The sequence below is a fragment of the uncultured Pseudomonas sp. genome (genome assembly GCF_913777995.1).
Classification (GTDB): Bacteria; Pseudomonadota; Gammaproteobacteria; order Pseudomonadales; family Pseudomonadaceae; genus Aquipseudomonas.
This window is the reverse complement of the sequence record NZ_CAJYVE010000048.1, coordinates 1-21,808: the sequence shown is the minus strand read 5'-3', so window position 1 is coordinate 21,808 and position 21,808 is coordinate 1. Positions and strand designations below refer to the sequence as shown.

General features: G+C 65.5%; 20 protein-coding genes. 19 read left to right on the top strand and 1 reads right to left on the bottom strand.

Going from position 1 to position 21,808, the window contains the following annotated elements:
- The first annotated feature begins 259 nt into the window (after window positions 1–259).
- The 3 genes from QZ497_RS19770 (at window position 260) to QZ497_RS19760 (ending at window position 5,621) form a co-directional block, all read left to right on the top strand.
- A complete protein-coding gene (locus QZ497_RS19770; RefSeq protein ID WP_295478424.1) occupies window positions 260–2,098 on the top strand; it encodes a hypothetical protein in 1,839 nt (612 codons plus the stop codon).
- A gap of 60 nt (window positions 2,099–2,158) precedes the next feature.
- A complete protein-coding gene (locus QZ497_RS19765) occupies window positions 2,159–5,101 on the top strand; it encodes a hypothetical protein (protein WP_295478421.1) in 2,943 nt (980 codons plus the stop codon).
- A gap of 88 nt (window positions 5,102–5,189) precedes the next feature.
- Window positions 5,190–5,621, top strand: coding sequence for a hypothetical protein (locus QZ497_RS19760; protein ID WP_295478420.1), 432 nt, complete (start codon window positions 5,190–5,192; stop codon window positions 5,619–5,621).
- Window position 5,622: 1 nt separating this feature from the next.
- Here QZ497_RS19760 and QZ497_RS19755 read toward each other — a convergent pair whose 3' ends face one another.
- On the bottom strand, window positions 5,623–6,312 hold the full coding sequence (locus QZ497_RS19755; RefSeq protein WP_295478417.1) for an alpha/beta family hydrolase: 690 nt from the start codon (window positions 6,310–6,312) through the stop codon (window positions 5,623–5,625).
- Window positions 6,313–6,399: 87 nt separating this feature from the next.
- Between QZ497_RS19755 and ccoN (QZ497_RS19750) the strand changes: the two genes are divergently transcribed.
- The 16 genes from ccoN (QZ497_RS19750) to QZ497_RS19675 all read left to right on the top strand — a co-directional run bounded on the left by ccoN (QZ497_RS19750) (window position 6,400) and on the right by QZ497_RS19675 (window position 21,547).
- The gene (gene ccoN, locus QZ497_RS19750; protein ID WP_295478414.1) at window positions 6,400–7,824 is read left to right on the top strand and encodes a cytochrome-c oxidase, cbb3-type subunit I; all 1,425 of its coding nucleotides are present in this window, start codon (window positions 6,400–6,402) and stop codon (window positions 7,822–7,824) included.
- Between the two features lie 10 nt (window positions 7,825–7,834).
- On the top strand, window positions 7,835–8,443 hold the full coding sequence (gene ccoO, locus QZ497_RS19745) for a cytochrome-c oxidase, cbb3-type subunit II (RefSeq protein ID WP_295478411.1): 609 nt from the start codon (window positions 7,835–7,837) through the stop codon (window positions 8,441–8,443).
- Between the two features lie 3 nt (window positions 8,444–8,446).
- A complete protein-coding gene (locus tag QZ497_RS19740; protein WP_295478408.1) occupies window positions 8,447–8,635 on the top strand; it encodes a CcoQ/FixQ family Cbb3-type cytochrome c oxidase assembly chaperone in 189 nt (62 codons plus the stop codon).
- Complete coding sequence (ccoP, locus tag QZ497_RS19735) at window positions 8,632–9,591, top strand: cytochrome-c oxidase, cbb3-type subunit III (RefSeq protein WP_295478405.1); 960 nt, start codon at window positions 8,632–8,634, stop codon at window positions 9,589–9,591. The genes QZ497_RS19740 and ccoP (QZ497_RS19735) overlap by 4 nt, the downstream gene beginning before the upstream one ends.
- 320 nt (window positions 9,592–9,911) lie before the next feature.
- Window positions 9,912–11,357, top strand: a complete 1,446-nt coding sequence (ccoN, locus tag QZ497_RS19730) for a cytochrome-c oxidase, cbb3-type subunit I (protein WP_295478402.1) — start codon at window positions 9,912–9,914, stop codon at window positions 11,355–11,357.
- The gene (ccoO, locus tag QZ497_RS19725) at window positions 11,354–11,962 is read left to right on the top strand and encodes a cytochrome-c oxidase, cbb3-type subunit II (RefSeq protein ID WP_295478397.1); all 609 of its coding nucleotides are present in this window, start codon (window positions 11,354–11,356) and stop codon (window positions 11,960–11,962) included. Before ccoN (QZ497_RS19730) ends, ccoO (QZ497_RS19725) begins: the two co-directional genes overlap by 4 nt.
- A gap of 5 nt (window positions 11,963–11,967) precedes the next feature.
- Window positions 11,968–12,144: a cbb3-type cytochrome c oxidase subunit 3 gene (locus QZ497_RS19720; RefSeq protein WP_295478394.1), complete on the top strand. Its 177-nt coding sequence runs from the start codon at window positions 11,968–11,970 to the stop codon at window positions 12,142–12,144.
- Window positions 12,141–13,148, top strand: a complete 1,008-nt coding sequence (gene ccoP / locus QZ497_RS19715; RefSeq protein WP_295478391.1) for a cytochrome-c oxidase, cbb3-type subunit III — start codon at window positions 12,141–12,143, stop codon at window positions 13,146–13,148. The genes QZ497_RS19720 and ccoP (QZ497_RS19715) overlap by 4 nt, the downstream gene beginning before the upstream one ends.
- 186 nt (window positions 13,149–13,334) lie before the next feature.
- On the top strand, window positions 13,335–14,750 hold the full coding sequence (gene ccoG / locus QZ497_RS19710; RefSeq protein ID WP_295478388.1) for a cytochrome c oxidase accessory protein CcoG: 1,416 nt from the start codon (window positions 13,335–13,337) through the stop codon (window positions 14,748–14,750).
- 3 nt (window positions 14,751–14,753) lie between these two features.
- On the top strand, window positions 14,754–15,281 hold the full coding sequence (locus tag QZ497_RS19705; RefSeq protein WP_295478439.1) for a FixH family protein: 528 nt from the start codon (window positions 14,754–14,756) through the stop codon (window positions 15,279–15,281).
- 26 nt (window positions 15,282–15,307) lie between these two features.
- Window positions 15,308–17,755, top strand: coding sequence for a heavy metal translocating P-type ATPase (locus QZ497_RS19700; RefSeq protein WP_295478437.1), 2,448 nt, complete (start codon window positions 15,308–15,310; stop codon window positions 17,753–17,755).
- Window positions 17,734–17,919: a cbb3-type cytochrome oxidase assembly protein CcoS gene (gene ccoS, locus QZ497_RS19695; protein WP_295478385.1), complete on the top strand. Its 186-nt coding sequence runs from the start codon at window positions 17,734–17,736 to the stop codon at window positions 17,917–17,919. The genes QZ497_RS19700 and ccoS overlap by 22 nt, the downstream gene beginning before the upstream one ends.
- Window positions 17,912–18,589, top strand: a complete 678-nt coding sequence (locus tag QZ497_RS19690) for a sulfite exporter TauE/SafE family protein (RefSeq protein ID WP_295478383.1) — start codon at window positions 17,912–17,914, stop codon at window positions 18,587–18,589. Before ccoS ends, QZ497_RS19690 begins: the two co-directional genes overlap by 8 nt.
- 99 nt (window positions 18,590–18,688) lie before the next feature.
- The gene (gene hemN, locus QZ497_RS19685) at window positions 18,689–20,071 is read left to right on the top strand and encodes an oxygen-independent coproporphyrinogen III oxidase (protein ID WP_295478380.1); all 1,383 of its coding nucleotides are present in this window, start codon (window positions 18,689–18,691) and stop codon (window positions 20,069–20,071) included.
- A 101-nt stretch (window positions 20,072–20,172) separates the two neighbouring features.
- Window positions 20,173–20,907 carry a fumarate/nitrate reduction transcriptional regulator Fnr gene (gene fnr / locus QZ497_RS19680; protein WP_295478377.1) on the top strand — a complete coding sequence of 245 codons (735 nt, stop codon included), beginning with the start codon at window positions 20,173–20,175 and terminating at the stop codon, window positions 20,905–20,907.
- A 91-nt stretch (window positions 20,908–20,998) separates the two neighbouring features.
- On the top strand, window positions 20,999–21,547 hold the full coding sequence (locus tag QZ497_RS19675; RefSeq protein WP_295478374.1) for an adenine phosphoribosyltransferase: 549 nt from the start codon (window positions 20,999–21,001) through the stop codon (window positions 21,545–21,547).
- Window positions 21,548–21,808 lie beyond the last annotated feature (261 nt).

Genomic DNA, 21,808 nt, shown 5'->3' with positions numbered 1-21,808 from the left:
GCGTCCTACATTTACCTTTGCTGTCAGGCACTTCTGAAAGAACACCCTGCAACTTCCTACAACGTCTTATACAAATAAAACTCAGCCTGAAAGTTTCGATACTTCAACAAGACGTTAACTATTGACAGTCCTCAACACCTCCGATTATGTGATTTCCAGTGGCTCGACAATGCTCCTGCCGCTACCGATTCTGCTCTGCGTACTTAACGCACATTAATCGCTGCACTTATCGAACAACTTTTCGAAGGAATCGAATGCCATGAAAAACACCATGGAGCTTTACCACGCGCATCGTCCACAAGCCGATCAGAACGAGGAATACGATCCGCCGCTGGTGCCGATTGCCGATCCTGAAGACGGTCTGATCAGGACCGTGGACTTGCAGAACGATATCGTCGTCAACTTTCCGCTCTGGGACCTGCCGGCACTGAATGACAAGTACTGGCTGATCCTCAACAACGTTGCGGTGGGCGAACCGAGCGTTCTGAACCCGGTCCCGCCCATCGGCACCCAGCTGGAACTGCGCATCCCGGTCGCCACACACCTGCTGGAAGACGGCGCCTACAGCCTGCAATACCAGACCCTCAGCGATCCAGGGGGTAACCCAACCCTTTCCCGCCCCATCACTCTCATCGTCGACCGCACCGCACCCGGCTCGCACCAGCTGGGCTACATGGACTTCCCCGACGAAGCCAAGGATGGCCTGACCCTGGAAGAACTCAGCGCCATGGGCGATGTGCTGCCGGGCAGAATCTTCGGTTACTCGGGGCTGAACCGTGGCGACGTGATCAACACCTACTGGGGCGGCGTGGCTGGCCCGACGCTCACCCTGAATGGCGATGAAGATGAAGACACGCCGCTGGAAGTCGGTTTTACCAAGGACTTCCTGACCAGCCTGCCGAACCCGGCCGGCGCCACCTACTACACGGTGACCGACCGCGCTGGCAACGTTTCGGTGGAATCGCGCCGGGTCACCATCCCGCTGTTTCTCACCGAAATCACCCCGGACCTGCCGGCGCCGGTGATCGAGGGCGACGACGGCCTGATCGACTACGCCGACGCCGCTGCAGGGGTGGAGGTCAAGATTCCGACCTCCGCACTGCTCGAGGCCGGTGACCAGATCCAGCTGTACTGGGGCAATCAGAAGCTGGGCCCGGCGGCCATCGACCCCGATGACCTGGGCAAGCCTTTCGTGCTGATCTTCGACGTTGCCATGCCGGTGATCGAGGCGGCCGGCGACGGCCTGCGCGTACTGAAGTACGAGGTGCTGCGCAGCGGCCAGGTGGTCGGTGTGTCCATCGACCTGCAAACCCGAGTGCAGATCGAACGTCCCGTCCCGCAAACCCCGGCCAAGCCGACGGTGCGCGGCGGCAGCGGCACGCCGAGCAACGAAGACAATTTCATCGATGAGAACGACTTCGAGCTCAATGCCACGGTGATCATTGACTGGAACCCCAACTTCAAGGCGTCCCAGGTCATCGAGGTGTACTGGGGCGGCCAGGCGGTGCTGCAGCAGCCCTACACCATCACCAACTCCGACGTGGTGGCGGGCCGGCCGCTGCTGCTGACCGCGCTGAACAGCCTGTTCGTACCGGTGGGCACCGGCAGTGACATCCGCGTGTACTACAGCGTATCGATGGTGGGTAATCCGAATATCTCTATCTCCGAAGAGCAATCGATCGTGGTGCGCTCCAAGGACGAGCTGCCCGGCGGCCCCGACGGCCCGATCGCGCCGCTGTTCACCGACCTCAACGAGAACGGCGCGATCAACGTGACCAACGGCGCCCACGGTGCCCCGGTGTACATCGAACCCTACATCAACATCGCCGAAGGCCAGGTGATCGTCTTCACCTACGAGGCCTACGACAGCCTGGTGGGCGGCACCAAGAAGTTCGAGTGGGTGCACACCTCTGCAGCGCTGACCCAGGCAGAAGTCGACGGCGGTTACCACTTCCTGGTGCCGCGCACGATCCTCAACCAGCACTGCTACGGCCATGCCGAGGCGACCTTCGCCGTGCGCAGCGCGCAAGGCCAGGGCAATTCGCGTCGTGCCAGCGTGCTGGTGGACATGCGCGTCGCCGGCAGCTGCGGCATCTGACTCCACGGGGCGAGGCCGCCGCCTCGCCCTCCTCTTCAGATTCATGGATGGACCAAGACAATGAACGCTTCACGCGCCAAACAACCCCTGACTGCGCCGCTGGTGCTCAGCCACTACCCCCACGGCATCGGCGATGTGGATGTCGCCGACCCGAGCAAACCCCTGGAAGTGCTGGTCGGCCCCATCGACCTCAGCCAGCGCGACCGCATTGACCTGTACTGGGGCGCCAGACCGGAACCGGTGGCCAGCTACACACATTCCCCGGACGCCCCGGACACCAACGGCATCTTTTCGCTGTATGTCGACACGCGCTGGATCGAGCCTGGCGTCACGACGGTGCGCTACACCTACACCCCCTACCCGTCGGCAACCCCCGAGCTTTCGCCGACCCGGGAGGTCACCGTCAAACTGTCGATTCCCGGCGGCCGCGATCCAGACCCGGAAAGCCCCTACGAAAACGAACGACTCACGGCGCCCGACGTGGCCCCACCCGGTGTCATTACCACCCCCGACGGTGTCTCGGTCACCGTGCGCCCCTGGGACAACATGAGCGTCGGCGACCAGCTGAGCATCTACTGGCACGGCCTGCTGATCAGGAGCGAGCCGTTGCTGGCCGGCCAGATCGGCCATCCGGTGGTGGTCGCCATACCCCGCGAGGTGGTCATCGAGGCCGGTGATTCGGACATGATCGTGGTGCGCTACGACATCCGCGACGTCGTACACAACTGGTCACGCTTCTCGCCGCCGACCTACGTCGAAGTGGAGGCCGGCAACGCCACCCTGCCCGCGCCCATCGCACCCCAGGCACCGCAGATGGAACTGGACCTCGACAAGCTGGCCGGTGCCGACGTCCAGGCGCTGGTGCTGACGCACCCGCAAATCGCCATCGGTGACACGCTGCAATTCATCGTCGAGCGCAACAACGCCGATGGGCTGCCCTTGCAACCCTATGTGCTGGAACAGGTCATCCAGGCACCGGCCAGCTTCTTCGAGTTCCTGATTCCCAACGCGCAGTTCCAACCCATCGCCCAGGGCCGGGCGCGCTTCAGGTACAGGGTGAACAAGGCCTCGGGTGAGAGCCTGCGCTCCAAGAGCCTGTCGCTGAGCATACTCGGCCAGGCCCGGGAGCTGGCCTTGCCACGGGTGCCCGCTGCAGTGGATGGCGTGCTCGACCCGACCCTGCACAATCTCATCGCCCAGGTGCCGGCCTATTCGTTCATGGCTGACGGCCAGGATGTGACCCTGGTATGGATGGGCCGCACCGGCGACGGCATGACCCTGCTGCATCAGGAAACCAAGAACCTCAATCAGGACGATGTGGGCCAGGCCCTGGAATTCCTGATTCCCGATGACAAGCTCGCCCCGCTGGCCGGTGGCGCGGTGGAGCTGTACTACACCATCACCACCTTCGAGCGTGACTTCTTCAAGTCGCCGACCCTGCATCTGACCGTCGATGTCGACGCCAGCCGCCCGCTGCCAGCACCGCAAGTGGATCAGGTGGACGCGCAAGGCGTACTGGACCCCGACGATCTGGTCCTGGAAGCCGTAGTGCGCATCCAGCCCTATCCGGCCATGGCCATCGGCGACCGGGTCACGCTGCATTGGCAGGGCGACCGTCCTGGCGGCACCTACGGCACTTACACGGTGCTCAACAGCGGCACGGTGAACAAAACGGTGATCTTCCGCGTACCGAAGAACTTCGTGACCGCCAACCTGGATGCCGGTGTCGATGTCTGGTACGAGGTGCTGCGCGGCGGGCGCACCTTCGTTTCGCTGCATACTCATATCAGCATCCGCCAGGACGTGGCGGCTCCGCTGCCGCGCCCGACGGTGAAAGAAGCCGAGGGCGACCGCCTCGATCCGGCCAACGCCGGCCAGGGTGCCACGGTACAGATCGCGGCCAGCGCCGACCTGCGCAGCGCCGACCGCGTCACCGTGACCTGGCAGGGCCCCAAAGGCAGCGACCAGAAAGAGAAGACTCTGACCGAAGCCGATGTCGGCAAAGTTCTGGAGATGCTGTTTGCCGCCGCCTTGGTGAACGCCAATGTCGGCGAACAAGTCGCCATCAGTTACCGCGTGGAGCGCGCCAACGGCCAAGTGCAGACCTCCGAGACACTGCTGCTCGCGATCCTCGAAAACCTGGGCACCTTGCCTGCCCCCAGCATGGACGAAGTCGGACCCGACGGCGTGGTGCTCGTGTCGCGGATTCCGGCTTCGGGCGCTACGGTACGCGTACGCTATCCCGGCATGAGCAGCGGCGACCGGGTACAGGTCCGCTGGCGTGGTGCCACAGCTCACGACACTGCCGAGCAGATCGCCGGCGGCCACCCCGAGCTGGTGTTCAACTTGCCCAAGGCGGTCGTCGTCGCCAGTGAAGGGCGTAGTGCCGCGCTGGATTACCGTGTAACGCGCGGCGGCAACGCCGTAGCGTCCTTGCCCTTGCCGTTGACCATTCGCAGCGAGCTGAGCCTGGATACCCGCCCGGTCACCCTGGCCGGCAAGGTCTATCTGATCCCCGGCCATCCCGACCTGTTACCCACTTTTCCGGCGGGCACCACGATCAAACGCGTGCCCACTGGTGGGCAGCCGCCCTACCGCTACAGCAGTAGCCAGCCCACTGTGGCCAAGGTGGATACCCATGGTTTGGTCAGCGTGCGCGGCAAAGGCAGGACGCATATCACCGTCAGCGACAGCCTGGGCCAGAGCCTGAGCTACGAGGTCACGGTCACCGGCGTCATCCACTGCATGGGCGTAGGCAGCGGCAGCTACAAAAACCTGTCGGCAGCTGCGGCCAGCCGAGGCGGACGCATGCCCAATCTACAGGAGCTGCGTGAGCTGCACGCAGCCTATGGCAGCCGCTGGCCGATGGGCAACGGCATGTACTGGTCTTCGGACATACAAATGGTGATCGGCTGGAACTGGTACTACACCAAGAACCTGGTCAGCGGTGCCGAGGATAAACTCAAGGAGAGCCATGGCGCACTGGGCGTAGCGTTGCGCTGAATATAAGAAGGCTGCCGACAGGCAGCCTTCTCGTAGCGCCCTCGCACCGATCAGGTTCGCTATGTCCGCCGGTTCTGACGCAAGCGCCATGAAGCCATTTATCACCGGACAGCGCCTTGCGTTCCAGGCTGTGATCAATGGCCGTGCGCTGCAGGTCAGTAGCGTGGCCGGCGGCCTGAGCCTGCGCCCGGAACTGCGTGGCCCCAGTCGTCACTGGCAATGGAAGGTGATCGCCAGCGGCAGGGTCGGTCGCAAGCGCGCCGGCATCGGCCTGTACTTCGACCCTGACCTGCCGCTGGGGCGCCACGAACTGGTCGGCCACCCGCAGATCCGCGTGGTCTACCACGACACGCCCCATGGGCGCGGCACCCTCTACCACTCGCAGCACCTGCAAAGCGGTGTGCTGACCCTGCTGGCCGCCGACGCGCGACGCCGATGCCTGCAGGGGTGCTTCGAGTTCGGCATTTCGGCCATGGGCTTTCAGGTCAGCGAGGGCCGCTTCGATCTCTGGCCGGGCTGATTCAGCCGTGCAGAAACGCCGCGACGCGCTGCGCCGCGGCGCGCAGGTGCCCCTCATGGGTATGGCCCGAAGCCTTGAGGGGCTTGAGGTCGTGGTCGGCAGCCGCCAGCCATTGCAGCTCGATGGCACTGGACAGCGCATAGCCTTGCACCGTCTCACGGTTGCCCAGGGCATCGCGCTCGCCCTGGACGATCAGCGTCGGCGTGCGCAGGTCGGCCAGGTGCGCCACCCGTGGCTTGTCCGGCTTGCCCGCCGCATAGAAGGGATAGCCCAGGCACACCAGGGCATCGGCCTGTAGCTCGTCGACCAGCAGGCTGGCCATACGCCCGCCCATGGACTTGCCGCCGACCGCCAGGCGCCCAGCGACATGGGGTCGCACCTGGGCGAACAGGTCGCGCCAATGGTCGAGCAACTGCCCTTGCGGATTGGGCGGTCGCTTGCCGCCGCCGGTGCGCCGCTGAGCCATGTAGGGGAACTCGAATCGCAGCACGTTCACCCCTTGTTGGCCCAGGAACGCCGCCATTTCGTTCATGAAATCGCTGTCCATCGGTGCCCCTGCACCATGCGCAAGGAGCAGGGTCGGTGCCTCGCCCGGCGCGTCGAGCTGGCCCGGCGTCCACAGCCAGCCCTGCTCACGGGCGTGCCCGGCCCATTGATCCCTGTCAATACAGGCATTTAGCCCATTAACCATGCTTGCCTCGCTTCTGATGAGTCCGCCGACGCCTTTCGACCCTTGGGGGTGCAGGCTCCGACCACGCTGAAAGGGATACAGCCCAAAATGAATACAACACACAGCACCGCCTATCACTATCAGGTGGTCCGCCAGTTCGCCATTATGACGGTGGTCTGGGGGATTGTCGGGATGGGGCTAGGGGTTTTTCTGGCCGCGCAACTGGTCTGGCCACAACTCAATTTCGACCTGCCCTGGACCAGCTTCGGCCGCCTGCGCCCGCTGCACACCAACGCAGTGATCTTCGCCTTCGGCGGCTGCGCGCTGTTCGCCAGCTCCTACTACTCGGTGCAGCGCACCTGCCAGACCCCGCTGTTCATGCCACGCCTGGCGGCCTTCACGTTCTGGGGCTGGCAACTGGTGATCGTGCTGGCGGCCATCAGCCTGCCGCTGGGCTACACCTCATCGAAGGAATACGCCGAGCTGGAATGGCCTATCGATATCCTTATCACCATCGTCTGGGTGGCCTATGCGGTGGTGTTCTTCGGCACCCTGGCGACGCGCAAGACCAAGCACATCTATGTGGGCAACTGGTTCTTCGGTGCCTTCATCCTCACCGTGGCCATGCTGCATGTGGTCAACAACCTGGAACTGCCGGTCAGCCTGACCAAGTCGTACTCGATCTACGCCGGTGCCACCGACGCCATGGTGCAGTGGTGGTACGGGCATAACGCGGTGGGCTTTTTCCTCACCGCAGGCTTTCTGGGCATGATGTATTACTTCGTGCCCAAGCAGGCCGAACGCCCGGTGTACTCGTACCGGCTGTCGATCGTGCACTTCTGGGCGCTGATCACCCTGTACATCTGGGCCGGCCCCCACCACCTGCATTACACCGCCCTGCCCGACTGGGCGCAGTCGCTGGGCATGATCATGTCGCTGGTGCTGCTGGCGCCGAGCTGGGGCGGCATGATCAACGGCATGATGACCCTCTCCGGTGCCTGGCATAAGTTGCGCAGCGACCCGATCCTGCGCTTTCTGGTGCTGTCGCTGGCCTTCTACGGCATGTCGACCTTCGAAGGGCCGATGATGGCGATCAAGACGGTCAACGCCCTGTCGCATTACACCGACTGGACCATCGGCCATGTGCATGCCGGCGCTTTGGGCTGGGTGGCGATGATTTCCATCGGCGCGGTGTACCACATGATCCCGCGCCTGTTCGGCCGCCCGGCGATGCACAGCATCGGCCTGATCAATGCGCACTTCTGGCTGGCGACCATCGGCACCGTGCTCTACATCGCCTCGATGTGGGTCAACGGCATCGCCCAGGGCCTGATGTGGCGAGCGATCAACGACGACGGCACGCTCACCTATTCCTTCGTCGAGACCCTGGTGGCCAGCCACCCAGGCTTCATCGTGCGCCTGGTCGGTGGTGCAGTGTTCTTCACCGGCATGCTGCTGATGGCCTGGAACACCTGGCGCACCGTGCGCGCCGCCGAGCCGGCGCAAGTCCAGTCCGCCGCGCAGATGGCTTGAGGAGAGCGCCATGAGACATGAAGTGATCGAAAAGAATGTCACCCTGCTGATGCTCCTGATGGTGCTGGCGGTGAGCGTCGGCGGCCTGACGCAGATCGTGCCGCTGTTCTTCCAGGACACGGTGAATACCCCGGTCGAAGGCATGAAGCCCTACACCGCCCTGCAGCTCGAAGGCCGCGACATCTACATCCGCGAAGGCTGCGTAGGCTGCCACTCGCAGATGATCCGCCCGTTCCGCGCCGAGACCGAGCGCTACGGCCACTATTCGGTGGCCGGCGAAAGCGTCTGGGACCACCCCTTCCTGTGGGGCTCCAAGCGCACCGGCCCGGACCTGGCGCGGGTCGGCGGACGCTACTCGGACGACTGGCACCGCACGCACCTGTACAACCCGCGCAACGTGGTGCCGGAGTCGAAGATGCCCGCCTACCCCTGGCTGGTGGAAACCCCGCTGGACAGCCGCGACACCGTCGCCAAGCTCAAGGCCATGCGCACCCTCGGCGTGCCCTACAGCGACGCCGACATCGACGGTGCGGTGGCGAGCCTCAAGGGCAAGACCGAAATGGACGCGCTGGTCGCCTATCTGCAGGTGCTGGGCACCGCCATCAAGAGCAAGAGGTAACGCATGGACATCGCAGACCTGCGCGGGCTCGGCACCCTGATCGTCGCCATCGCCTTCATCGGCCTTTCGCTGTGGGTGTCCAGCAGCCGCCGCAACGAAGACTTCGCCCAGGCACGCATGGCGCCGTTCGCCGACGAACCCCTGCCAGCCAATGACCCCGACCAACCTGCCGAGCGGAGCGAGCAGCCATGAGCACCTTCTGGAGTATCTATATCAGCGTGCTGACCCTGGGCAGCCTGGCCGGGCTGGCCTGGCTGCTGTTCGGCACCCGTCGCAGCCAGCCGGGCGGCAGCCAGGACCAGACCCTGGGGCACAGCTTCGATGGCATCGAGGAGTACGACAATCCGCTGCCACGCTGGTGGTTCCTGCTGTTCGTCGCCACCCTGGTGTTCTCCCTGGTGTACCTGGTGCTCTACCCCGGCCTGGGTAACTGGAAAGGCGTGCTGCCCGGCTACCAGGACGGCTGGACCAGCGACGCCGAGTGGCAGAAGGAGATGCAGCAGGCCGACGCCCGCTTCGGGCCGATCTTCGCCCGCTACGCAGCCATGCCCATCGAAGCAGTGGCGCAGGACCCGCAGGCGCTGCGCATGGGGGGCCGGCTGTTCGCCTCCAACTGCGCCGTGTGCCATGGCGCGGATGCCAAGGGCGCCTTCGGCTTTCCCAACCTCACCGACGACCACTGGCGCTGGGGCGGCAGCCCGGAGACCATCAAGGCCAGCATCATGGGCGGACGTGTGGCGGCGATGCCAGCCTGGGGCCCGGTACTGGGTGAGGAAGGCGTGAAGAATGTCGCCGCCTACGTGCGCCAGTCGCTGGCCGGCCTGCCACTGCCGGAAGGCACCCAGGCGGATCTGGCCGCCGGACAGCAAGCGTTCAGCAGCACCTGCGTAGCCTGTCACGGTGCGACGGGCCAGGGCATTTCTCTGATGGGTGCCCCGGACCTCACACAACCGGGTGGTTTCATCTACGGCACCAGCCTGGCACAGCTGCAACAGACCATTCGTCTGGGGCGCCAGGGTCATATGCCTGCTCAGGCCAATCTGCTGGGCAATGACAAGGTGCAGTTGCTGGCCGCGTATGTGTACAGCCTGTCACGGCCGACCGCCTCCCCCGCGGTCGCCGCGCCGGTACAGGCCGCTGCCCGGTAGCATGTAGTTCTGCGACGCATGGATTTACGCCTCCCGCTTGGGGGGCGTTTTTTTGCCTGCAAAACGAGTGGCCGCGGCTACCGGTCTAACCGAACGGTATGGCGGCTCAAGTCATTGCACCGACCTTCGCTGCAAGTAAAGCGCTCCCCTACGAACAACCGCCAGGCTGCCAACAGACGCCGTCTAGCCTGCTGCTTCCCTCGGCCGGTGCCAGGCATTAAGCTGCGCGGCGTTGAATCTTTGCGCTTTCCACTCGTCCAGTACACGACCGCCTCGTTTGCAGGCCCCGCCGTATGCCCCCAGGAGCCTCGACCCCGGCAATGAGTACCGCAATCTCTCCGGCTGCCTACAACTACAAAGTGGTGCGCCAGTTCGCCGTGATGACGGTGGTCTGGGGCATCGTGGGCATGTTCGTCGGAGTGTTCATCGCCGCGCAGCTGGTCTGGCCGGAACTGAACTTCGGTCTGGAATGGACCACCTTCGGGCGCCTGCGACCACTGCACACCAACCTGGTGATCTTTGCCTTCGGTGGCTGCGCGCTGTTCGGCACCTCCTATTACGTGGTGCAACGCACCTGCCAGGTGCGCCTGCTCAGCGACCGCCTGGCGGCCTTCACCTTCTGGGGCTGGCAGGCGGTGATCCTCGGCGCGCTGGTCAGCCTGCCACTGGGCTACACCACCACCAAGGAATATGCCGAACTGGAGTGGCCCATCGCGATCCTCCTGGCCATCGTCTGGGTGGCCTACGCCTGGGTGTTCTTTGGCACCCTGGCGCGGCGGCGCACGCCGCATATCTATGTCGCCAACTGGTTCTACGGCGCCTTCATCCTCGTCACCCTGATGCTGCACGTGGTCAACCACCTGGCTGTGCCGGTGAGCCTGACCAAGTCGTACTCGATCTACGCCGGGGCTACCGACGCGATGATCCAGTGGTGGTACGGCCACAACGCGGTGGGCTTTTTCCTCACCACCGGCTTTCTCGGCATCATGTATTACTTCGTGCCCAAGCAGGCCGAACGCCCGGTGTACTCGTACCGGCTGTCGATCGTGCACTTCTGGGCGCTGATTACCCTGTACATCTGGGCCGGCCCCCACCACCTGCATTACACCGCCCTGCCCGATTGGGCGCAGTCGCTGGGCATGGTGATGTCGATCATTCTGCTGGTGCCCAGCTGGGGCGGCATGATCAACGGCATGATGACCCTCTCCGGCGCCTGGCATAAGTTGCGCAGCGACCCGGTCCTGCGCTTTCTGGTGCTGTCGCTGGCCTTCTACGGCATGTCGACCTTCGAAGGGCCGATGATGGCGATCAAGACGGTCAACGCCCTGTCGCACTACACCGACTGGACCATCGGCCATGTGCATGCCGGCGCTTTGGGCTGGGTGGCGATGATTACCATCGGCGCCACCTACCACATGCTTCCGCGGCTGTTCGGGCGCCCGGCGATGCACAGCATCGGCCTGATCCACGCGCACTTCTGGCTGGCGACCATCGGCACCGTGCTGTACATCGCCGCCATGTGGGTCAACGGCATCACCCAGGGCCTGATGTGGCGGGCGGTGAATGCCGACGGCACCCTGACCTTTTCCTTCGTTGAATCGGTGGTGGCCAGCCACCCCGGCTACGTGGTGCGCATGCTCGGCGGCGCGCTGTTCGCCAGCGGCATGCTGCTGATGGCCTGGAACACCTGGCAGACCATCCGTGGCGGCGACCCGCAAGCCGCGGATGACGCGGCGCGCATTCCGCTGGCGGGAGCCCGCCCATGAAGCACGAGAAGGTCGAGAAGCACGTTGGCCTGCTGGCCCTGCTGATGGTCCTGGCCGTGAGTATCGGTGGCCTGACGCAGATCGTGCCGCTGTTCTTCCAGGACACGGTGAACACCCCGGTCGAAGGCATGAAGCCCTACACGGCCCTGCAGCTCGAAGGCCGCGACGTATACATCGCCAACGGCTGCGTGGGCTGCCACTCGCAGATGATCCGCCCGTTCCGCGCCGAAACCGAGCGCTACGGCCACTATTCAGTGGCCGGCGAAAGCGTCTGGGACCACCCCTTCCTGTGGGGTTCCAAGCGCACCGGCCCGGACCTGGCGCGCATCGGCGGGCGCTACTCGGACGCCTGGCATCGCATCCACCTGATCAACCCCCGTGACGTGGTGCCGGAATCGAAGATGCCCGCCTACCCCTTCCTCGCCCACAAGACCGTCGACGCCAGCCAGACGCCGAAGAAGATGCAGGCGCTGCGCAGCCTCGGCGTGCCCTACAGCGATGCAGACATCGCCGGCGCCAGCGCGGCGGTACAGGGCAAGACCGAACTGGACGCGCTGGTCGCCTACCTGCAGGGGCTGGGCGTGCAGATCAAGAGCAAGAGGTGAAGCCGATGGACATCGGAACCCTGCGTGGCCTGGGCACCCTGCTGGTGTTGCTGGCCTTCGTCGGCCTGGCCCTGTGGGTGTTCAGCCCCAGGCGCCAGAAAGACTTCGATGAAGCCAGCCGCCTGCCGTTCGCCGACGAGCCAGAAAGCCTGGATGCACAGCGCCGGAAGCCCGACGCATGAGCGGCGCCTGGAGCCTGTTCGTCAGCCTGCTGACCCTCGGCACCCTGGCCGGGCTGCTCTGGCTGCTGCTGGCCACCCGCAAGGGCGAGCGCCAGAAGCCAGGCGAGGAAACCCTCAAGCACAGCTTCGACGGCATCGAGGAATACGACAATCCGCTGCCGCGCTGGTGGTTCTGGCTGTTCATCGCCACCCTGGTGTTCGCCGTGCTGTACCTGCTGCTCTATCCGGGGCTGGGCAACTGGCGTGGCCTGCTGCCCGGCTATGATTGGTTGGACAGCGAGCGCCAGGTGCGTTTCGCCGACGGCCAGCGCGGCTGGAGTGGCGTGCACGAGTGGGAAAAGGAAATGGCTCAGGCCGAAGCGCGCTACGGGCCGATCTTTGCACGCTTCGCCAGCATGCCGCTGGAACAGGTGGCCAAAGAGCCGCAAGCCTTGCAGATCGGCGCCCGGCTGTTCGCCGCCAACTGTGCGGTGTGCCACGGCTCGGACGCCAAGGGCGCCTATGGCTTCCCAAACCTCACCGACGCGTACTGGCGCTGGGGCGGCGACCCGCAGTCGATCAAGACCAGCATCCTCAACGGCCGTCAGGCGGTGATGCCGGCCTGGGGCGCCGTACTCGGCGAACAGGGCGTCAGGGACGTGGCCGCCTATGTACTGGCCGGCATGGGCCGTGAGCTGCCCGCCGACGCCCAGGCCGACCCGCAGGCCGGGGAGAAACTCTACGCCACCACCTGCATCGCCTGCCACGGCCCGCAGCGCCAGGGCAACCCACTGCTCGGCGCGCCCGACCTGACCCAGCCGGGCGCATACATCTACGGCACGCGCTTCGACCAGGTGCAACAGAGCATCCGCCAGGGCCGCCAGGGGCAGATGCCAGCCCAGCAGGCCAGCCAGGGCGACGACCGCGTGCACATTCTGGCGGCCTACATCTACAGCCTGTCGCAGCCGCCCGCCCCGACGCCGGCACCCCCTGCGCAAGCAGTCAGCAGCCCCACGCCGCCATGACCCTAGGAGCCGCCGGGCTATCGAGCCGTCCGTTGATCCAGATCAGTCGCACAGGCCCTCCCGGCCCGCAAAGGCGACCAAGTGTCGCAGGGTGGCAGAAAGGTGCGGGGGTATCATCGAGGTACAAGGAAGCACCCCCCGTCCCGGCCTGAACCGGGCACTCTGCTACTGCCGTGGGACGTTGCGATGAGTCATCGGATACCGCTACAAGACATCACCCCGCCGCCCGCCCCGAACAGCGACGGCATCGACCTCTACGCCGCCCGGGAAAAGATCCACACCCGCGCCTTCAGCGGTTTCTTCCGCAACCTGCGGATGGCCGGTGGCGCACTGCTGATGCTGATCTACTTCGGCACCGTATGGCTGAGCTGGAACGGCCGCCAGGCGGTGTGGTGGAACCTGCCGGAACGCAAGTTCTACATCTTCGGCTCTACCTTCTGGCCGCAGGATTTCATCCTGCTTTCGGGCATTCTCATCGTCGCCGCTTTCGGGCTGTTCTTCATCACGGTCTACGCCGGTCGCGTGTGGTGCGGCTACACCTGCCCGCAAAGCGTCTGGACCTGGATGTTCATGTGGTGCGAGAAGCTCACCGAAGGCGACCGCAACCAGCGCATCAAGCTCGACAAGGCGCCGGCCAGCGCCAGCAAGCTGCTGCGCAAGAGTGCCAAACACGGCCTGTGGCTGCTGATCGGCTTTGTCACCGGGCTGACCTTCGTCGGCTACTTCGCGCCGATTCGCGAACTGTGCATCGAGCTGTTCACCGGCCAGGCCGACGGCTGGGCGTATTTCTGGGTCGGCTTCTTCACCCTGGCCACCTACGGCAACGCCGGCTGGCTGCGCGAACAGGTATGCGTGCACATGTGTCCCTATTCGCGCTTCCAGAGTGTGATGTTCGACAAGGACACGCTGATCGTCTCCTACGACCCGCGTCGCGGCGAACCACGCGGCCCAAGGCGTCGTCAGGCAGACTTCAAGAGCCAGGGTCTAGGCGAGTGCATCGACTGCACGCTGTGCGTGCAGGTCTGCCCCACCGGCATCGACATCCGCGACGGCCTGCAGATCGCCTGCATCGGCTGCGCGGCGTGCATCGACGCCTGCGACACGGTGATGGACAAGATGGGCTACCCGCGCGGACTGGTCAGCTACACCACCGAACACAACCTTTCCGGCCAGCAGACCCGTACCTTGCGGCCACGACTGATCGGCTACGCGCTGGTGCTGCTGAGCATGCTCGGCCTGCTGGCCAGCGCTTTCGCCATGCGCCCGTTGACCGGCCTGGATGTCGCCAAGGACCGCATGCTTTATCGTGAGAACGCCGAAGGGCGGATCGAGAACGTCTACAGCCTGAAGATCCTCAACAAGGACCAGCACCCGCACACCTACCTGTTGCAGGCTGCAGGCTTGCCCGACCTGCGCCTGCAGGGTCAGCGCGAGATCCGCGTGGCGGCCGGCGACAGCCTGAGCCTGGCGGTGCAGCTGTCCAGCGCTGCCGAACAGATGCCATCGAGCAGCAATGAGGTGACCTTCACCTTGCAAGACATCGACGACAGCGATAACCGGGTTGTCGCGAAAAGCCGCTTCATCGGTCCGCAGGTCCGTTAGGAGATTCTCTTGAACACAAGCGCCGCCCCCTGGTACCGGCACCGCTGGCCGTGGTTCATCATCGGCCTGCTGGGCTGTTCGGTGACCCTCAGCCTGACCATGGTGGTGATCGCCGTGCAGCATCCGGTCAACCTGGTCAGCGACAACTATTACGAGGCCGGCAAGGGCATCAACCGCTCGCTGGACCGCGAACAGCTGGCCCTGGCCCTGAAGCTGCGCGCCAGCCTGAACCTCGACGAGCTGACCGGCGAAGCCGAACTGCGCCTGGCAGGTGACAGCCTGCCCGACACCCTGCAACTCAACCTGCTGTCGCCGACCCAGCCGGACAAGGACCGCCACGTCCTGCTGCGGCGCAGCCCCGGCGAAGCCGGACGCTACATCGGCCAGCTCGATGACCGGGTCGATGGCCGGCGCTTCGTCGAACTGCTGGGCCAGGCACAGGCCGGCACCTGGCGCCTGTTCGAAGAAGAATTCGTGCGTCCGGGCCGCACCCTGGTGCTGGGCGACGAGCCGCTGCAGGCCGCGCCTTGACTACGCCTCGGCCCGCCCCTTCAGCCGTGCATCCAGCGACCTGCTATCACTGCGCCCTGCCCGTTCCACCCGGCAGCCCCTTCATCGCCCAAGTGCTGGGCGAACCCCGCGCCTTCTGCTGCCCCGGTTGCCAGGCGGTGGCCGAAGCCATCGTCAGCGGTGGACTGGACGCTTACTACCGGCATCGCAGCACGGCGGCCGGCAACCCTCAGGAACTGCCGACACCGCCGCCCGATGAGCTGCGCCTGTACGACCGACCCGACGTGCGACAGGGCTTCGGGCGCCAGGACGGTCAGGCCTGCGAAGCGACGCTGCTGGTCGAAGGCATCACGTGCGCCGCCTGTGGCTGGCTGATCGAGCGCTACCTGCTGGCGGTACCGGGGGTCAGCGAGGCCCGCCTGAACCTCACCAGCCACCGCCTGCAGCTGCGTTGGGACACCGCGCAGCGCCCGCTGAGCGAGCTGCTGCAGGGGCTGCGCGAACTCGGCTACCTGGCCCACCCCTGGCAGCCCGACCAGGCCAGCGAGCGCCTGGCCGCAGACAACCGCCAGGCCTTGCGCCGCCTGGGGGTGGCCGGGCTGCTGTGGTTCCAGGCGATGATGGCGACCATGGCCACCTGGCCGGAATTCAACATCGACCTCAGCCCCGAGATGCACAGCATCCTGCGCTGGGCAGCGATGTTCCTCACCACGCCGATCGTCTTCTACAGCTGCGCCCCGCTGTTCAAGGGCGCGGCCCGCGACCTGCGCAATCATCAGCTGAGCATGGACGTCTCGGTGTCGCTGGCCATCGGCGCCGCCTATGGCGCTGGGGTGTGGAGCGCAATCAGCGGCCAGGGCGAGCTGTATTTCGATGCGGTGGGCATGTTCGCCCTGTTCCTGCTCAGTGGCCGCTACCTGGAACGCCGCGCCCGACAACGCACCGCTGCAGCCACCACGCAGCTGGTGCGACTGCTGCCGCCGTCCTGCCTGCGGCTGGACGCCCAGGGCCAACAGCAACGCGTGCTACTCAGCGAACTGCGCCTGGGCGACCGGGTGCTGGTGCTGCCCGGTGCGCTGGTGCCGGCCGACGGGCGTATCGTCGAGGGGCTGTCCAGCCTCGACGAATCACTGCTTACCGGCGAATACCTGCCGCAGCCACGCCAGCCGGGCGACCGGGTCACCGCCGGCACCCTGAACGTCGACAGTCCGCTCAGCGTGGAGGTCCAGGCCCTGGGCCAGGACACGCGGCTGTCGGCCATCGTGCGCCTGCTCGAACGCGCGCAGACCGACAAGCCGCGCCTGGCGCGCCTGGCCGACCGTGCGGCACAGTGGTTCCTGCTGGGCTCGCTGCTGGCCTGCGTGGCAGTCGGTGCCCTGTGGTGGCAACTGGATTCCTCGCGGGCCTTCTGGATCGTCCTGGCCATGCTCATCGCCACCTGCCCCTGCGCCCTGTCGCTGGCCACTCCGACGGCGCTGACCGCAGCCACCGGCAGCCTGCATCGCCTGGGCCTGCTGCTGACCCGCGGGCACGTGCTCGAAGCCTTGGAGCAGGTCGACACGGTGGTGTTCGACAAGACCGGCACCCTCACCGAAGGTCGCCTGCAATTGCGCCGGGTGCTGCCCCTGGCGGAGCTGGACGGCGAAACCTGCCTGAGCCTCGCTGCTGCGTTGGAAAACCGCACGCAACACCCGATCGCCCGCGCCTTCGGCGCCAGCACGCAGGTGGCCGAAGCCCTGCAGGTGCATGCCGGCCTGGGTCTGCAAGGCGTGGTAGACGGGCAGTGCCTGCGCATCGGCCAGCCGGCGTTCGTCTGCGCCCTGAGCGGCACGACGCCGCTGACGGTGCCCGAAGATTCCGGCCAGTGGCTGCTGCTGGGTAACCAGCAGGGGGCGCTGGCCTGGCTGGTGCTGGACGACCGCCTGCGCGACGACGCCCCTGATCTGCTCCAGGCCTGCCGCGCACGCGGCTGGCGGACCCTGCTGCTGTCCGGCGACAGCTCACCGATGGTCACCCAGGTGGCGGCGCAGCTGGGTATCGACGACGCGCGTGGCGGCCTGCGCCCCGACGACAAGCTGCAGGTCCTGCACGGCCTGCACCGCGAGGGACGCAAGGTGCTGATGCTCGGTGACGGCATCAATGACGTGCCGGTGCTGGCTGCCGCCGACATCAGCGTGGCCATGGGTTCGGCCACCGACCTGGCCAAGACCAGCGCCGACGCCGTGCTGCTGTGCAACCGCCTGGGCACTCTGGTGCAAGCCTTCGAGCTGGCACGCCGCACACGCCGGGTGATCCGCCAGAACCTGCTGTGGGCCGGGCTGTACAATGGCCTGGTGTTGCCGTTCGCCGCCCTCGGCTGGGTGACGCCGATGTGGGCGGCCATCGGCATGTCGCTCAGTTCGCTGATCGTAGTGCTCAATGCCCTGCGCCTGAGCCGTGTCACACCCCCTCTGCCGATGACCCCGGAGTCCGCATGCCTGCGCTCTACATCATGATCCCCGCCGCCCTGCTGCTGGTCGGCGTCGCCATCCGGGTGTTCTTCTGGGCCGTGGACAGCGGCCAGTACGACGACCTGGACAGCCCGGCACACAGCATCCTGTTCGACGACGAAGACCCGGCCCACAAGGCTGCGGCGCAGTCGCGTGAGCGGCATGACTGAGCTGCTCGGCCTGCTCGGCACGGCGCTGCTGTTCGGCGTGCTAGGCGGCGGTCACTGCATCGGCATGTGCGGCGGGCTGATGGGCGCCCTGACCCTGGCGGTCCCCGAGCGCCAGCGCCGCTGGCGCCTGCTGCTGGCCTACAACCTCGGGCGGGTTGCCAGCTACGCGGTGGCCGGGCTGCTCACCGGCCTGCTCGGCCACGCCGTGGCCAACGGGCCGGGTGCCCTGATACTGCGGGTCATCGCTGCGCTGCTGTTGATCGCCATGGGCCTGTACCTGGCCGGCTGGTGGCACGGGCTGACTTACATCGAACGCCTCGGCCGCGGCCTGTGGCGCCACCTGCAACCTGTGGCCCGCCGCCTGCTGCCGATGAACAGCGTGCCCCGCGCGGCCTTGGTCGGTGCCCTGTGGGGCTGGCTGCCATGCGGGCTGGTGTACAGCGTGCTGCTGTGGGCAGCCTTGCAGGGCAATGCGCTGACCAGCGCGACGCTGATGCTGGCCTTCGGCCTGGGCACCTGGCCGGTGCTGCTCGCCGCCGGCCTGGCCGCCGAACGTACCCGGGCCCTGCTGCGCCGTCGCGGGCTGCGTACTGCCGGGGGCCTGCTGGTCATCGCCTTCGGCATCTGGAGCCTGCCGGGTCCGCACCAGCGCCTGTTGATGGGTCACTGAACGATGACCCCTTTGGCAAACCCTTGATGCATATCAACAGGCCTGGCAAGTGGCTCGCCTAGACTCGGGCATCGCCAGCCTAACCAGGGGAATGCCCGCATGCTCGACGCCATTCGTTGGGATTCTGACCTGATCCGTCGCTACGATCTGGCAGGACCGCGTTACACCTCCTACCCCACCGCCGTGCAGTTCAATACCCAGGTCGGCGCCTTCGACCTGCTGCACGCCCTGCGTGAAAGTCGCAAGGCCTCGCGCCCACTGTCGCTGTACGCGCACATCCCGTTCTGCGCCAACATCTGCTACTACTGCGCGTGCAACAAAGTGGTCACCAAGGACCGCAGCCGCGCTCAGGCCTACCTGCAACGCCTGGAACATGAAATCAAGATGCTGGCCTGCCACCTCGCGCCAGACCAGGTGGTAGAGCAACTGCATCTGGGCGGCGGCACGCCGACCTTCCTCAATCATGGCGAGCTGCGTCAACTGATGGCCCAGCTGCGTACGCACTTCAATCTGCTGGACGACGACTCCGGCGACTACGGCATCGAGATCGACCCGCGCGAGGCCGACTGGTCGTCCATGGGCCTGCTCCGCGAACTGGGCTTCAACCGGGTCAGCCTCGGCGTGCAGGACCTCGATCCGGCTGTGCAGCGTGCGGTCAACCGCCTGCAGAGCCTGGAGCAGACCCGCGCTATCGTCGAAGCGGCGCGTACCCTGCAGTTCCGCTCGGTGAACATCGACCTGATCTACGGCCTGCCGTTGCAAACCCCCGAGGGCTTCGCCCGCACGGTGGAGGAAATCATCGCCCTGCAGCCCGACCGTCTGTCGGTGTTCAACTATGCGCACCTGCCCGAACGCTTCATGCCGCAGCGGCGCATCGACACCCAGGCCTTGCCGCGCCCGGAGCAGAAACTGCAGATGCTCGAACGCACCATCGAGCAACTGACCGGCGCCGGCTACCGCTACATCGGCATGGACCACTTCGCCCTGCCCGACGACGAACTGGCCATTGCCCAGGAAGAAGGCACGCTGCAACGCAACTTCCAGGGCTACACCACGCATGGGCATTGCGACCTGCTCGGCCTGGGGGTCTCGGCAATCAGCCAGATCGGCGACCTGTACTGCCAGAACAGCAGCGATCTCAACGACTATCAGAGCCTGCTGGGCAGCGACCAGCTGGCCACCAAGCGCGGCCTGCTGTGCAATGACGACGACCGTATCCGCCGGGCAGTCATCCAGCAGCTGATCTGCCATTTCGAGCTGGATTTCACCCGCATCGAGCAGGCGTTCGGCATCGATTTCGCGCATTACTTCCGGGACCTCCAAGCGCCCCTGCACGCCATGGCCAGTGATGGCCTGATCGCCCTGGACGCGCACGGGATCCGCGTGCTGCCCGCCGGGCGCCTGCTGGTGCGCGGGGTGTGCATGCTGTTCGACGCCTACCTCAACCCGCAGAACAGCCAACGCTTTTCACGAGTCATATGAAGCCCATGAGAACCCTGGCAAGCGCCGCGCGGCTGGCTCAAGCCGCCCCGAGTGAGTTAACCTTACGTCCTATGTGTGCTTATCCCACAAGGAATCCAGTGATGTCTGAGCCAGTCAAAATGCGTGCTCACAACCAGGCTCATTGCAAGGACTGCAGTCTCGCCCCGCTTTGCCTGCCCCTCTCCCTCAACCTGGAGGACATGGACGCGCTCGACCAGATCGTCAAGCGCGGCCGCCCGCTGAAAAAGGGCGAATTCCTGTTCCGCCAGGGCGATACCTTCGAGTCGGTCTATGCCGTGCGCTCCGGCGCGCTGAAGACCTTCAGCATCAGCGACGGCGGTGCCGAGCAGCTCACCGGCTTCCACCTGCCCAGCGAGCTGGTGGGCATGTCCGGCATGGACGCCGAAGCCTATCCGGTCTCGGCCCAGGCGCTGGAGACCACATCGGTATGCGAGATTCCCTTCGAACGCCTCGATGAACTGTCGGTGCAGTTGCCGCAGCTGCGTCGCCAGCTGATGCGGGTGATGAGCCGCGAGATTCGCGACGACCAGCAGATGATGCTGCTGCTGTCGAAGAAGACCGCCGACGAACGCATCGCCACCTTCCTGGTCAACCTCTCGGCCCGCTTCCGCGCCCGGGGGTTCTCGGCCAATCATTTCCGCCTGAGCATGTCGCGCAACGAGATCGGCAACCATCTGGGCCTGGCGGTGGAAACCGTTTCGCGGGTGTTCACGCGCTTCCAGCAGAACCAGCTGATCGCCGCCGAAGGCAAGGAAATCCACATTCTCGACCCGATCCAGCTGTGCGCGCTGGCCGGTGGCGCGATGGAAAGCTGAGCGTGCAGCCAGGCTGCCGGGTGCATCGACGGTCGCGGTCGAGCCCCGACAGCCCCTATACTACCGGGCACTCTTGCACCGGACAGTACGCATGACTTTCGACGATTCCCTTATCAAATCCCTGATCCGCCCCGTGGTGGACTTCCCCAAGCCTGGCGTGGTGTTCCGTGACATCACCCCACTGTTCCAGTCGCCCAAGGCCACGCGCCAGGTCGTCGACCAGTTCGTGCAGCGCTATATCGAAGCCGACTTCAACCACATCGGCGTAATGGACGCCCGGGGCTTCCTGATCGGTTCGGTGGTCGCCTACGAACTGAACAAGCCGCTGGTGCTGTTCCGCAAGCAGGGCAAGCTGCCGGCCGACGTGCTGGCCGAGGGTTACCAGACCGAGTACGGCCAGGCGTTCCTGGAAGTGCACGCCGACAGCCTGTGCGACGGCGACAGCGTGGTGCTGTTCGATGACCTGATCGCCACCGGCGGCACCCTGCTCGCCGCCGTCAACCTGATCCGCCGCATGGGCGCCAAGGTCCACGAGGCCGCAGCGATCATCGACCTGCCGCAACTGGGCGGCTCGCAACGCCTCAACGACCAGCAGGTACCGACCTTCTGCCTGACCCGCTACAGCCTCGACGAGATGTAACACAGGACAACGTGGCCGCTTTCACCGGGTAAGACCGGCTTTAGCCGCAATAGGGGTCAGTTAGACCGGGTAGGAGCGGTTTCAGCCGCGAAGCGACCGCCTGTTCACAACAGATGCAGTGAATTTCCTCGCGCTTTCGCGGCTAAAGCCGCTCCTATGTATGGACTCGCCCCACACTGTCAACACGCTTTGCTTTAAACACTGCTGCCCGGTTGCATCTATGTATCAGGCCTATTCGAGGAAGCGCCTGGCTTCTGGCCA

What these genes read in the sequence shown, in the direction of transcription:
- QZ497_RS19770 (WP_295478424.1), top strand. Translation starts at nt 260, where the DNA reads ATGAAAAACACCATGGAGCTTTACCACGCGCATCGTCCACAAGCCGAT.
- QZ497_RS19765 (WP_295478421.1), top strand. Translation starts at nt 2,159, where the DNA reads ATGAACGCTTCACGCGCCAAACAACCCCTGACTGCGCCGCTGGTGCTC.
- QZ497_RS19760 (WP_295478420.1), top strand. Translation starts at nt 5,190, where the DNA reads ATGAAGCCATTTATCACCGGACAGCGCCTTGCGTTCCAGGCTGTGATC.
- QZ497_RS19755 (WP_295478417.1), bottom strand. Translation starts at nt 6,312, where the DNA reads ATGGTTAATGGGCTAAATGCCTGTATTGACAGGGATCAATGGGCCGGG.
- ccoN (WP_295478414.1), top strand. Translation starts at nt 6,400, where the DNA reads ATGAATACAACACACAGCACCGCCTATCACTATCAGGTGGTCCGCCAG.
- ccoO (WP_295478411.1), top strand. Translation starts at nt 7,835, where the DNA reads ATGAGACATGAAGTGATCGAAAAGAATGTCACCCTGCTGATGCTCCTG.
- QZ497_RS19740 (WP_295478408.1), top strand. Translation starts at nt 8,447, where the DNA reads ATGGACATCGCAGACCTGCGCGGGCTCGGCACCCTGATCGTCGCCATC.
- ccoP (WP_295478405.1), top strand. Translation starts at nt 8,632, where the DNA reads ATGAGCACCTTCTGGAGTATCTATATCAGCGTGCTGACCCTGGGCAGC.
- ccoN (WP_295478402.1), top strand. Translation starts at nt 9,912, where the DNA reads ATGAGTACCGCAATCTCTCCGGCTGCCTACAACTACAAAGTGGTGCGC.
- ccoO (WP_295478397.1), top strand. Translation starts at nt 11,354, where the DNA reads ATGAAGCACGAGAAGGTCGAGAAGCACGTTGGCCTGCTGGCCCTGCTG.
- QZ497_RS19720 (WP_295478394.1), top strand. Translation starts at nt 11,968, where the DNA reads ATGGACATCGGAACCCTGCGTGGCCTGGGCACCCTGCTGGTGTTGCTG.
- ccoP (WP_295478391.1), top strand. Translation starts at nt 12,141, where the DNA reads ATGAGCGGCGCCTGGAGCCTGTTCGTCAGCCTGCTGACCCTCGGCACC.
- ccoG (WP_295478388.1), top strand. Translation starts at nt 13,335, where the DNA reads ATGAGTCATCGGATACCGCTACAAGACATCACCCCGCCGCCCGCCCCG.
- ccoS (WP_295478385.1), top strand. Translation starts at nt 17,734, where the DNA reads ATGCCTGCGCTCTACATCATGATCCCCGCCGCCCTGCTGCTGGTCGGC.
- QZ497_RS19690 (WP_295478383.1), top strand. Translation starts at nt 17,912, where the DNA reads ATGACTGAGCTGCTCGGCCTGCTCGGCACGGCGCTGCTGTTCGGCGTG.
- hemN (WP_295478380.1), top strand. Translation starts at nt 18,689, where the DNA reads ATGCTCGACGCCATTCGTTGGGATTCTGACCTGATCCGTCGCTACGAT.
- fnr (WP_295478377.1), top strand. Translation starts at nt 20,173, where the DNA reads ATGTCTGAGCCAGTCAAAATGCGTGCTCACAACCAGGCTCATTGCAAG.
- QZ497_RS19675 (WP_295478374.1), top strand. Translation starts at nt 20,999, where the DNA reads ATGACTTTCGACGATTCCCTTATCAAATCCCTGATCCGCCCCGTGGTG.